Raw genomic sequence first — 11,972 nt, 5'->3', positions numbered from 1 at the left:
AAACTATAATGCGGAAATTCGTCATAGGAATGGCGATGGCCTCTACGGCCCTTGCATCGCCTGCCCTGGCAAAGGACGACAGCTGGTATATCGGTGCCGAATTCGGTTCGATGCTGGTCGAAGACAGTGAATTCGACGTCAATGACGGCGCTTCGACGCACGAAGTAAACCATGACTATGGTTTCGACGGCGGCGGCTACGTTGGCTATGACTTCGGTGGCTTCCGCCTCGAAGCCGAAGTCAGCTATCGTCAGGCAGATCTCGACTCGGTCGAAGCTGGTCCGACTGGCCTTCCCGTTGGCGGCGGCGTGGTCGCTCCGGCTGGTATCTACACTGTTGGCGGTGACGCCAGCGCCCTGTCCTTCATGCTCAACGGCCTGCTCGACTTCGGCGACGATGATGGCCTTCAGGGCTATGTCGGCGGCGGTATCGGTGTCGCGCGTACCAGTTACGAAGTGACGCCCTTTGCCAACTTCTCGTCGACGGTCGACGATTCGGACAGCGGCCTCGCATACCAGGCCCTGGCCGGTATCCGCGCTCCGCTGACCGACAGCATCGATGTCGGCCTGCGTTATCGTTTCTTCCGCGCTACGGAAGTCGAACTGGTCGATCTCGGCGGCAATACTCTCGAAGACGACTTCACCAGCCACTCGCTGATGGGTACGCTCGAGTTCAACTTCGGTGAGCCGGCAGCACCGCCGCCGCCTCCCCCGCCGCCGCCGCCGCCGCCCCCGCCGCCTCCGCCCCCGCCGCCGCCGGCGCCGGTCTGCGAGACGGGTCCGTACATTGTCTTCTTCAACTGGGACAAGTCGGACATCACTCCGGAAGCAGCGACGATCCTCGACAACGCCGTGTCGGCCTATGCCAACTGCGGTACGGCTGCAGTCATGCTCGCCGGTCACACCGACCGTTCGGGTTCGGTAGCCTACAACATGGGCCTCGCCGAACGCCGCAACGCATCGGTCCGCGGCTATCTCAGCTCGCGTGGTATTCCGGACGGCCGGATCACCAGCGAAGCCTTCGGCGAATCGCAGCCGCGCGTACCCACCGCTGACGGTGTCCGCGAACTGCAGAACCGCCGTGTCGAAATCACTTACGGTCCGGGTTCGGGCATGTAAGCGAACGGCGATACGCCAAAATGAAGAGGGGCCGGAGCAATCCGGCCCCTTTTTCGTTATGGGATGACGGACTGTCTGCAACCGAAAGGATCGCCATGAACTACCTTCGCCTGATACCCGCCGCGGGTGCACTCGCACTGGCAGGATGCGCCACCGTAGACGATCTGGCCGACAACCGCGTCGGGCAGACGACGCTGCGCTTCGCCAACGGCCTGCCCGCTGGCACGGTGCAATTGCTCAGCAATGGGCAAACGGTGACCCTGGCGGTCGCGGCTACCGGCATGTCGCAAGGCGAACATGGCTTTCACCTGCATACCACGGGCAAGTGCACTGCCCCCGACTTCACCAGCGCCGGCGGTCATCTCAATCCCGGCGGGCAAACCCACGGCACACTGTCCCCCGGGGGCAAGCACCTCGGTGATATGCCCAATCTGACGATCGGGGAGAACCGGACCGGTTCGGCACAGGTCGAGCTAACCGGTGACGCCCGGGTCGTGCTCGACGAAATCTTCGACGAAGACGGCACAGCGGTCGTGGTTCACGCAGGGGCGGACGATTATCGCACCGATCCAGCCGGCGATGCCGGTTCGCGGATCGCCTGCGGGGTGCTCTCCAGCGTCTAGATAGTCTCACCCGCGGCGCGGGCACGCTCGACGACGCTGGCGGCAGCTTCAGGAACCAGCTTCAACGCTGCGATAAGCAGCACCAGACCGAATGGAGCCGCCACCAGTGTCGAGAGCACGCCGAGCGACAGGTCGTCGCCATTGGTTGCCGAGACGTAGCCCGCCATGAACGGGCCGAGGCCCAGACCGATCAGCGTGGTCGACAGGAAGAACGTTGCCGTGGCCATGCCGCGCATGCGCGGGAGCACCAGCGCCTGGCTCGAGGCGGCTGCCGCGCCGAGCGCGGCCGCGCTGAGCATTTGGGCGAGGAATGCGCCGATGTAGAAAAGCACGACATCATCGGTGGTATAGGCAAGCCACATTGCGGGAACGGGCATGATCAAGCCGAACAGGATAACCCACACGCGCCCGTCGGGTCGCCGCTCGAGCAGGAAGTCAGCCATGCGCCCGCCGAGGATGACGCCCAGGAAGCCGGCCACCGCGGCAGGGGCGCCCAGGAACCAGCCGAGATCGGTCTTGTTCACGCCCAGCGCGCGTTCGGCATAGGGCGCGCCCCAGTAGGAAGCGGCATAGGCGGTGAAGGCGACCGTGCCGTACCCCAGAATGACACACAGGAAGGCAGGCGAGCCCCAGGTCAGCTTGAACGTCGGCAGATCGCGTGCGCGCAGCCCCATGGTCCAGCTGAACACGGCATAATACCCCACGCCGAGGAATACCCATTGTTCGACCACGCCGGTGAGAAGCCAGAGCACCCATGCAAGCGCGGCGAAAAAGGCTGCGCCGAGAAGATTGCCCATCAGCGCCTTCTTGCCGCGAGCGGCCGCACCGAAGACGGTAAAGGGTGGAATGACCTGAAAAAGCTCCTGCAGGAAGCCCCGGAACGGGGCGGGATCCTCCGGCGTCGGCAAACCGTCGATCGCGCCGCGAACCGGTTCGCGCAGCGTCAGCACCCACAGCGCCAGCAACAGCCCGGGTATGCCCACAGCGAGGAAGGCCGCCTGCCAGCCGACCAGACCCAGCGGACCGCCACCGGGATAGGCGGCGTTCCAGTTTTCGACGATCAAGCCGCCGATGAGCAGCGAGATACCGCCGCCGATGTACAGACCGGATGAATAGATCGCCAGGGCAGTCGCGCGCAGGCGCGCGGGAAACCAGTCGGAAATGAGCGAATAGGCGGACGGACTGGCGGTCGCTTCGCCGACCCCGACCCCGATCCTAGCCGCGGTAAGGACGGTCGCGTTCTTGGCGAAGCCCGATAGCGCAGTCATCGTCGACCACAGCGCGAGGCCGAGGGCCATCAGGCGAACGCGTTTCCAGCTGTCGGCCAGCTTGCCCAGCGGGATGCCGAACAGCGCGTAGAAGACAGCAAAGGCGGTGCCGTAAAGAAAGCCGAGGTAATCGTCCTCGACGCCCAGATCGGCCTTGATGTCGTTGGCGAGGATTGAGAGGATCTGCCGGTCGATGAAGTTCAGGACATAGATCAGGACCAGGACGCTGAGGGCGTACCAGCTATAGGCCGGGACCTTGTCCGTACCGCTGCCTACCGCCGGATCCTGTGGCACTGCGGCGCCCTTCGCTTCGGTCACTTCCCCACTCCGCTATCGCGTTATATCCTCTGAGTAGGGGGTGGTATCGACAAGCCCCGCGTCGGCAAAGCCTTTTCGGCGCAGGCGGCATGAATCGCAAGTCCCGCAGGCCTGACCCTCCGCCGTCGGATCGTAGCACGACCAGCTCCACGCCGGGTCGAGCCCCAGCCGGTCGCATTCGCGCGCGATATCGGCCTTGGACATGTGCTGCAGCGGAGCATGGATCGCGAACGGCCGACCCTCGACACCTTGCTTGGTGCCCAGCCGCGCGGTTTCCGCGAAGCTCGCGATGAACTCTGGGCGACAATCGGGATAACCCGAGTAATCGAGTGCGTTCACCCCGATAAAGATATCGCGCGACGCCGCAGTTTCAGCGAAAGCCGTCGTCAGTGCCAGGAACACCAGATTGCGCGCAGGCACATAGGTAACGGGGATCGTGTCGCCGACACCGCCTTTGGGAACATCGATCTCGTCGGTCAGCGCCGAACCGCCGAACTGGCGCAGATCGAGGGGCAGCTCGACATGCCGCTCGACTTCCAGTTTCTCGGCGATTGCCCGCGCCGATTGCAGCTCGCGGATATGCCGCTGGCCATAATCGATCGTCAGCGCATGAAGCGAATGCCCCCGTTCGCGCGCGATCGCAGCAGTTACCATGGAATCGAGCCCGCCCGAAAGCAGGATGACGGCGGGGCCGGGAATGTCGGACTGGGTCATGCCCGCCCGCTATGCGCGAATGCAGCGCGCTGCAAGCCGGGCGATCAGTTGCAGCGGCCCATCTGGCGCGCTTCGGCGGTGAACTGGAAGGGCTTGCCCCCGGCGATCCCCTGGCCATCGATCTGGACCAGTCCGGTCAATTCCTTGCGGATATGGGTCCGTCCATATCCATTGCCGCGGCAAGTGTATTGCACCGTGACGTCGCTGGCGCTGTTCTCGACGACGAACCGGTTGCAGTTCGTCCCAGGATGGCGAAGCTGGAGGAATTCACGTCCCGTGCGCAGGCAAATCTTGCGCACATTGCCACCGTCGCGGAAGCGCAGCTCCCATTCGCCCCGGTCGAGCGTATCGAGCATGTCGAGCGATGCCTGCGCAACGCCCGGAACCGCCAGAAGTGCGAACGGCGCACCAAGCGCCGCGAGAATGAATGCCCGTTTGCGAGCCATATCGGAATTGACCTTTCGTCCGTGACACCAGACGCGCCCGTGATTCGCCTGCATTACATCACAATCACTCTGAACCGTTGTAAAACAACGACACGTCTCGTCAGACAGTTATCTCGAACTGTTTCGAGCAAAATGCGCAATCGACCCGGACGATCCCGTCGGGGTCGCGCATTTCGACCCGCTGATCTTCGGGAAACCGTTCGAGAACCGAGCGGTAGTGTTCGACCGAGCAGCGGCAACCGCGCGCAATGGCAGCCCCTGGCTGGACGCGCACTTCGGTTTCCTCGTGGAACAGCCGCCAGGCGATCGCTTCGAGCGAAAGCTCGTCGTCGAGCAGTTCGTCATGGCGCAGCGAACCGGCGAGGATCGCGACATGTTCCCATTCGGGATGATCGAGCTTGGCATGGAGGCGCTCGCGGCCTTCCTCGCCTTCGGGCAGATGCTGGACCAGCAGGCCCGCAGCGCGCACGCCGTCGTCATCGGACCGGACTGCGCAGAGGAGCAGCGTGGGGACCTGTTCCGACTGATAGAAGTAGCGCTCGCACGCTTCGGCCAGCGTGTCGCCCTCGAGCGGGACGATTCCCTGATACCGCCCCTGTCCACCGGCGAGATCGAAGGTGATCGCCAGATAGCCCTTGCCGAACAGCGCGAACAGCGAAGGGTTGGCGCCGAGTTCAGCCAGCTTGGCCGGGTCGAAATCGACATGGCCGCGCAATTCTCCGCCCTTGTAGTCGCAAACCAGCAGGTTGACTGCACCGGCCTCCGTCTGTGCCTGCATGGTGACCTGCGAGCCGTCATCCTTGACCAGGCCGCCCATCAGAACGGCAAGAACCAGCGCTTCGGCCAGCAGATGCGTGATTGGCGGCGGATAATCATGCGCGGCAAGGATGACATCGAGCGTGTCGTCGAGCCGCACGAGCCGCCCCCGCGCATGCCGTGCGGGAATGGTGAAGGCGAGCAGGCGATCCGAATATGTTTCGTCGGTCGTAGCGGGAATAGCGTCCATCGCCGCCATATGGGGCGCGTTCGGCAAAATGTTAGAGCGGGCGAAACGCCATCAGATTTTGTCGAAACACCACAACAGCACCGACTTCTGGGCGTGGATGCGATTTTCCGCCTCGTCGAAGACGACCGACTGGTCACCTTCGAAGACTTCCTCGGTCACTTCGTCGCCGACATGCGCGGGCAGACAGTGCAGGAATTTCGCTTCGTGCTTGGCCGATGCCATCAGCGCATCCGAAACCTGGAAGGGTGCCATCGCGGCCAGCTTGTTATGGACATGCTCCTGACCCATCGAGACCCAGGTATCGGTGACGACGATATCGGCGTCGGCAACGGCTTCCCGCGCATCGTTGGTCAGCGTGACTTTGCACCCGGCCGCACGCGCCATGTCGATGAATTCGGCCTCGGGTTCATAGCCTTTCGGAGTACCGACCCGGACATTGAACTTCATCAGCGCGGCAGCCTCGAGGATCGAATGCAGCACATTGTTGCCATCGCCGAGCCAGGCAAGTTCGAGACCCGGCAGCGCCTTGCCATGTTCGACCACCGTCAGCAGGTCGGCAACGATCTGGCAGGGATGCGAACGGTCGGTGAGCCCGTTGATGACCGGTACGGTCGCATGCCGCGCCATTTCCAGCGCCTTATCGTGATCGTCGGTGCGCAGCATGATCGCGTCGACCATCCGGCTGAGCACGCGTGCGGTATCCGCCACGCTTTCCCCGCGACCCAGCTGGCTGGTGCCCGAATCGAGAATCAGCGCCGAACCGCCCAGCTGCCGCATCGCGATATCGAAGCTGACCCGGGTGCGCGTGGAATTCTTTTCGAAGATCATGCCCAGCACATGGCCCGCCAGCGGCGCATCGGCATCGGCGCGGCCTTTCGGCCAGGCCTGCCGCGCTGCCTTGCGGTCCTGCGCGTCGTTGATCATGGCGGCGATCGCGTCCCCGCCTGCATCGGAAAGATCGAGGAAATGCCGCATCGTGTCGCTCCGCTTAGCCGGCTGCGTCATAGCTTGCGGCGCCCGCCGAAAGCTTGTCGAAGAACTCGTCGAATTCGGCGTCGCCCGCCACCAGCGGCGGCAGGATACGCAGCGTATTGTCGCCCGCGGCCACGGTCAGCAGCTGGTGGTTGTCGCGCAGGTGGACGAAGAACGGCCGGCTTTCGACTTTCATCTTGAGGCCGAGCATCAGGCCCTTGCCGCGGACGAGCTCGAACATTTCGGGGTAATTGCCGATGAACTGCTCGAGACGGCTGCGCAGCCGCTCGCCCTTCCCGGCCACCTCGTTCAGGAACGTGTCGTTCGCTACGGCTTCCATGACCGCCTTCCCGGCTGCCATGGCGAGCGGGTTGCCGCCATAGGTCGAGCCGTGTGTGCCGAAGCCCATTCCGCGAGCGGCCTTCTCGGTGGCAAGGCACGCACCCAGCGGGAAGCCGCCGCCGATACCCTTGGCGGTCGCCATGATATCGGGCTCGATCCCGTAATGTTCGTAAGCGTAGAGCTTGCCGGTCCGTGCGACACCGCATTGTACTTCGTCGAACACCAGCATCAGATCGTTGTCATCGGCCAGCTTGCGCAGGCCGTGGATGAACTCGTCCGAACCGGGACGGATGCCGCCCTCGCCCTGGATCGGCTCGACGAGGAAGCCGGCAGTCTTGTCGCTCATCAGCGATTTGGCGTGGTCGAGATTGTCGAATTCCGCATATTGGAACCCGGGAAGCAACGGCATGAAGCCTTTGTGCATCTTCTCCTGGTTCGAGGCGCTGATCGTCGCCATCGTCCGCCCGTGGAATGCGTTGGTGAAGGTGATCAGTTCGGTACGCTGCGCATCACCGTCCTCATGCTGGTGGTACGCCCGCGCCGTCTTGATCGCCGCCTCGACCGCTTCGGCACCCGAATTGGTGAAGAACACCGTATCGGCGAAGGTCTTGTCGACCAGCATCTGCGCCAGTTCTTCACCCTGCGGGCTGCCATAGAGGTTGGAGACATGCATCAAGGTCTCGGCCTGGCGCTGGATAGCCCCGATAAGGCCCGAATGGCTGTGGCCGAGCAGGTTGACGGCAATCCCGCTGGCGAAATCGAGATAGCGCGTGCCATCCTCGTCGATCAGATGACAGTGCTCGCCCTTTAGGGGGCGCACGCCGCAGCGCGGGTAGACGGGCATCAGCGGTGAAATCGACATGGGTCCTCCAGCGGCACCGGTTGGGCAGTGCATTCTCGGGGTGAAAGACAAATGGCGGCCCCTGAAGGAACCGCCATCTGCGTGTTTGCCAGCGATCTATTGCGTCTCACGGTTCCGGTCAAACCGGATCGCGGGAGGCATGGCCTCAGCCCTGGGCAGGGACGAGGTTGACCGCCGAATGCTTGCCGCGTCGGTCGACTTCGAGATCGAATTCGTACCGTTCGCCTTCGTTGATCCCGGCGAGGCCCGAGCGCTCGACCGCACTGATGTGAACGAAAGCGTCGGGCTGTCCGTCGTCGCGAGTCAGGAAGCCGAAGCCCTTCATCGAGTTGAAGAACTTGACCGTGCCGGTCGCCTTCTCACCCGTCAGCTCGCGGCGAGGTGCGCCGCCTGCGTCACCGCGCAATTCGACGGCAATCACATCGCCGACGACCTGGAGGTCCTGCGCCGACACCTTGCCGCCACGATCGACGAGGTTGAATTCCAGTTCCTGCCCTTCGGCGAGGCCTTCGAGGCCCGCGCGTTCGACCGCGCTGATGTGGACGAACACGTCCTCACCGCCGCCTTCCTGCTGGATGAAACCGAAACCCTTCTGGCTGTTGAAGAATTTCACCGTGCCCTTGCCGGTGCCGACAACCTGCGCGGGCATGCGGTTGAAGCCGCCGCCTCCGCCACCGCCGCCGCCGCGATCACCGCCGCCGCCACGATTGCCGCCGCCGAAACCGCCACCGCGATTGCCGCCGCCAAATCCGCCGCCACGATCGCCACCGCGGTCACCGCCGCCGAAACGATCGCCTTGGAATGCCTCGTGGGGAGCAAAATCGGACGGGGGCCCGCCGAAATTGTCGTAACCGTCTTCGCCGAAACCGTCGCGCTTGTCCTTACCGCGGCGGCGCCCTCTGTCGTAACCCATAACTCGAACAATACCTTGTCGTGCAGTCCAGTATCCAAACCCGCCAGAGCGAAGAACTGCTGTTCACACCGACGCGGACAGGCACGAAACCCACCCTCACGCAACCTTTATAGCGCGAAAGATGTCCACGCGCGAATGATTTAGCTGCAAGTACCAGCAAAGCGCAGAAATGTGACATTTTCGCATAGGCTTTGCGAGCGAATGATCGCTTGAACGCAGCCACTTGGTTCGGCACAGGGCAGGCATGGATTTACTCGCCCTATTCAGCGATCCCGCCGCTTGGCTGGCGCTGCTCACGCTTATCGCGCTCGAAGTCGTGCTCGGCGTCGACAATCTGATCTTCATCGCGATCCTGTCGAACAAGCTGCCCGAACACCAGCAGCAGCGGGCCAGGCGGATCGGGCTGGCGCTTGCCCTGATCATGCGGATCGGCCTGCTCATGCTGATCGGCTGGCTGGTGACATTGCAGGCCCCGCTGTTCGACCTCGGCCTCGTCGGGGCCCCGAACGAATACGGCAAGCCCAGCTTCGAAACCGCGTTCTCGGGACGCGACCTGATCCTGCTGGCCGGGGGACTCTTCCTGCTGTGGAAGGCGACCAAGGAAATCCACCATTCGATGGAGCCGGAGGATGATTCGGGTGACCTGCTCGACAAGACCCCCGGGGTCGCCGATGCCGCCAAGGCGACCTTCGGTGCGGTAATCGCGCAGATCGTGGCGATCGACATCGTCTTCTCGGTCAATTCGATCCTGACTGCGGTGGGCATGACCAACGAAATCCCGATCATGGTCATGGCAGTCGTGATCACGGTGGGGATCATGATGGTGGCAGCCGATCCGCTGGCCAGGTTCATCGAAAAGAACCCGACACTGGTGATGCTTGCGCTTGCCTTCCTCGTGATGATCGGCCTGGTGCTGATCGCCGACGGTTTCGGATTCCACGTGCCCAAGGGCTATATCTATGCCGCGATGGGCTTTTCGATCGGTGTCGAACTGCTCAACATCATGCAACGCAATCGCCGTGTGTCGCGACAGGCGGCTGCTGGAGGGAACGTATAATGGGCGAATTCCGCAAACTTTCGGACACTTTCTATGCCAGCCCGCAGGTCAGCCCGCAGGACATTTCCGAAGCGGCAGCGATGGGCATGGCGCTGGTGGTGAACAACCGTCCCGACGGGGAAGCGGCAGATCAGCCCGAGGGCGCCGCCATCGAAGCAGCGACGCGTGCTGCAGGGATGGACTATCTGGCGATCCCGATCGGCAGCGCAGGGTTCAGCGAACCGCAGGTGGAACGGCTGCAGGATGCGCTTGCCTCGGCGCAGGGCCCGGTCCTCGGCTTCTGCCGTTCGGGCACGCGTTCGACCCTGCTGTGGTCGCTCGCCCAGGCGCGCAGCGGCGGCGACCCCGACGCGATTGCCGAGGCCGCCGCATCGGTCGGCTACGATGTCAGCCCCGTGCGCCCAGCGATGGATATGTTCGCCGCCCGTGCGGCTGAGTGATCACTGGCGATAATCGAGCGGCGGCTCGCGGTCGCCAAGCAGCGATTCGTAGACGTAATCCTCGCCCCGCTCGGCGATGAATTCGGCCTTGGCCTGCTCGCGTAGCTGCGGGTTGGTGTACAGTTCGACGGCAGCGAGGATCATGGCCTTGGCAGCCTGCTGCGTTCCCTTCGCCCCGTAGCTGTGGCCGCTGGCGGCGACCGCCTGCCAGCTGTGCGCCGCCGTTCCGGGAACCCAGGTCGCCGTGCGCACGCTCACGGTCGGCACCGCGCGGCTTACATCGCCGACGTCGGTCGAGCCATATCCGGTCAGCACGGCATAGTCCTCGACCTCCTGTGCTTGCGCCAGGGCCGGTGCATCCTCGCCCAGGCTGTCGCGGATCGTCCCGGCCCAGGCCAGCTCTTCAGCAGTATAGGCAATCGGCTCGAGCTGGCGCAGCTTGGCATCCATCATCGTCTGCAGCAATTCGAGCGGCAGCGTGGGATTGTTGCCGTGGATGATCTCCCAATCGACATCGGTCCCCGTTCCCATCGCCGCACCCTGCGCCGCGGCCTCGAGCCGGGGCCACAGCGCCCGCACCTCGTTCGCATCCGAATGGCGGACGTAATAGAAGACTTCGGCGAAGTCGGGCACGACATTGGGCGCCGCCCCGCCGCTGGTGATCACGTAATGAATGCGCGTATCCATGCTGGTGTGTTCGCGCATCATGTTGACCATCATGTTCATCGCCTCGACCCCGTCGAGCGCCGAACGCCCGCGTTCGGGCGCACCCGCCGCATGGGCTGAAACACCGCGGAAACGGAACTTGCCCGAGCGGTTGGCGAGGCTTTTGCGCGAGGCCGCCGAATTGCGGTCTGCCGGGTGCCAGTCGATCACGAAATCGGCATCGTCGAACAGGCCAGCGCGCGCCATGTAGACCTTGCCCGATCCGCCCTCTTCCGCCGGTGTGCCATATAGGCGGACCCGGCCCGGTGTGCCCGTGGCTTCGAGCCAATTGCGGATCGCGATGGCCGCGCTCAGCGAACCGGCACCGAACAGATTGTGCCCGCAGGCATGGCCGGCATGCTTGTCGGCCACCGGATCCCGCGTCGGCTGCGCGGACTGGGTGATCCCCGGCAGCGCGTCGAATTCCGCCAGCAGGCCGATGACCGGCCCGCTGTTTCCCCATTCGGCCACGAACGCAGTGGGGATGCCCGCCACGCCGGGGCGTATCGAAAAGCCGGCACCTTCCAGCTCGTCGATCAGCAGGCCGCTCGAGCGGGTCTCGAGATATCCGAGCTCGGCGAAGTCCCAGATCTGCTGGGCCACCCGTTGGGTGCGCTCCTGCTGCGCTTCGACCTGCGCGATCGGATCGGCTTGCTGGGCGGCGAGCGGTGAAGCAACCAGTGCTGCCCCGGCAGCAAGAATGGCGAGCGATTTCATTGGCGTCTCCCTGTTGGGTCCTGCTTGCCGGAAAGCGCGCCGCATGCCAATCGCCTACGACATGGATTTTTCAGCCGCCACGCTCCAGTTCGCCGGATCGCTGATCGCCATTCTCGCACTGGCGGGCCTGGCCTATTGGCTCAAGCTCGGTCCGCCGCCGGAGTTGGCCAACGAAGAGGATGCGCGGACAGCCGCCGATGAAGCGGTCAGCGGTTTTGCGCCCGTGGCCATCGGGCTCGATCGCGACGGACGCGGCGCGATATTGCGCGATGCCGGCGGCAGGGTCCTGCTGTTGCGCCCGCATGGCGGCCATTTCGCGGGCCGGATACTGACCCCGCAGGCACGGGCCAGCAGCGACGGGGAAGCGCTGGTAATCGACACCGCGGAAAAGCGCTTCGGCGCTGCGCGCCTTGTGCTCGACGACCCGCGCGCTTGGGTTCGCGCGGTAGAAGCGATACAGGAATAGCCACC

At 64.0% G+C, this 11,972-nt stretch carries 13 protein-coding genes; 5 read left to right on the top strand and 8 right to left on the bottom strand.

Annotated elements, in window-relative coordinates; genetic code table 11:
* Positions 1–8 precede the first annotated feature (8 nt).
* Both SJY12_RS11125 and SJY12_RS11120 read left to right on the top strand, forming a co-directional pair.
* Positions 9–1,118 carry an OmpA family protein gene (locus SJY12_RS11125; RefSeq protein ID WP_160766306.1) on the top strand — a complete coding sequence of 370 codons (1,110 nt, stop codon included), beginning with the start codon at positions 9–11 and terminating at the stop codon, positions 1,116–1,118.
* Positions 1,119–1,213: 95 nt separating this feature from the next.
* The gene (locus tag SJY12_RS11120) at positions 1,214–1,741 is read left to right on the top strand and encodes a superoxide dismutase family protein (protein WP_397505380.1); all 528 of its coding nucleotides are present in this window, start codon (positions 1,214–1,216) and stop codon (positions 1,739–1,741) included.
* Here the strand turns inward: SJY12_RS11120 and SJY12_RS11115 are convergent.
* From SJY12_RS11115 to SJY12_RS11085, 7 genes are all read right to left on the bottom strand, one after another.
* The gene (locus tag SJY12_RS11115) at positions 1,738–3,327 is read right to left on the bottom strand and encodes an MFS transporter (RefSeq protein ID WP_397505379.1); all 1,590 of its coding nucleotides are present in this window, start codon (positions 3,325–3,327) and stop codon (positions 1,738–1,740) included. The two genes, SJY12_RS11120 and SJY12_RS11115, sit on opposite strands and share 4 nt — an antisense overlap.
* 12 nt (positions 3,328–3,339) lie before the next feature.
* Complete coding sequence (gene queC, locus SJY12_RS11110; RefSeq protein WP_397505378.1) at positions 3,340–4,041, bottom strand: 7-cyano-7-deazaguanine synthase QueC; 702 nt, start codon at positions 4,039–4,041, stop codon at positions 3,340–3,342.
* A gap of 44 nt (positions 4,042–4,085) precedes the next feature.
* Positions 4,086–4,487: a hypothetical protein gene (locus SJY12_RS11105; RefSeq protein ID WP_397505377.1), complete on the bottom strand. Its 402-nt coding sequence runs from the start codon at positions 4,485–4,487 to the stop codon at positions 4,086–4,088.
* A gap of 100 nt (positions 4,488–4,587) precedes the next feature.
* A complete protein-coding gene (locus SJY12_RS11100; RefSeq protein WP_397505376.1) occupies positions 4,588–5,493 on the bottom strand; it encodes an Hsp33 family molecular chaperone HslO in 906 nt (301 codons plus the stop codon).
* 51 nt (positions 5,494–5,544) lie between these two features.
* The gene (gene argF / locus SJY12_RS11095; RefSeq protein WP_397505375.1) at positions 5,545–6,498 is read right to left on the bottom strand and encodes an ornithine carbamoyltransferase; all 954 of its coding nucleotides are present in this window, start codon (positions 6,496–6,498) and stop codon (positions 5,545–5,547) included.
* Complete coding sequence (locus tag SJY12_RS11090; protein ID WP_397505374.1) at positions 6,482–7,669, bottom strand: aspartate aminotransferase family protein; 1,188 nt, start codon at positions 7,667–7,669, stop codon at positions 6,482–6,484. Before SJY12_RS11090 ends, argF begins: the two co-directional genes overlap by 17 nt.
* A gap of 145 nt (positions 7,670–7,814) precedes the next feature.
* Positions 7,815–8,582 (bottom strand): cold-shock protein, encoded by a 768-nt coding sequence (locus SJY12_RS11085; RefSeq protein ID WP_397505373.1) that lies wholly within the window; start codon positions 8,580–8,582, stop codon positions 7,815–7,817.
* A 244-nt stretch (positions 8,583–8,826) separates the two neighbouring features.
* Here SJY12_RS11085 and SJY12_RS11080 point away from each other — a divergent pair, with 244 nt between their 5' ends.
* Positions 8,827–9,639 carry a TerC family protein gene (locus SJY12_RS11080; RefSeq protein ID WP_397505372.1) on the top strand — a complete coding sequence of 271 codons (813 nt, stop codon included), beginning with the start codon at positions 8,827–8,829 and terminating at the stop codon, positions 9,637–9,639.
* Complete coding sequence (locus SJY12_RS11075) at positions 9,639–10,079, top strand: TIGR01244 family sulfur transferase (protein WP_063506841.1); 441 nt, start codon at positions 9,639–9,641, stop codon at positions 10,077–10,079. Before SJY12_RS11080 ends, SJY12_RS11075 begins: the two co-directional genes overlap by 1 nt.
* Here the strand turns inward: SJY12_RS11075 and SJY12_RS11070 are convergent, their stop codons facing one another.
* Positions 10,080–11,501, bottom strand: coding sequence for an amidohydrolase (locus SJY12_RS11070; protein ID WP_397505371.1), 1,422 nt, complete (start codon positions 11,499–11,501; stop codon positions 10,080–10,082).
* 61 nt (positions 11,502–11,562) lie between these two features.
* Between SJY12_RS11070 and SJY12_RS11065 the strand changes: the two genes are divergently transcribed.
* On the top strand, positions 11,563–11,967 hold the full coding sequence (locus tag SJY12_RS11065; protein WP_341858791.1) for a hypothetical protein: 405 nt from the start codon (positions 11,563–11,565) through the stop codon (positions 11,965–11,967).
* Positions 11,968–11,972 lie beyond the last annotated feature (5 nt).

Origin of the sequence: Qipengyuania sp. R86523 (assembly GCF_044596365.1) — a bacterium.
Classification (GTDB): Bacteria; Pseudomonadota; Alphaproteobacteria; order Sphingomonadales; family Sphingomonadaceae; genus Qipengyuania; species Qipengyuania citrea.
The sequence above is the reverse complement of the archived record's forward strand: the minus strand, read 5'-3'. Positions and strand labels throughout refer to the sequence as shown.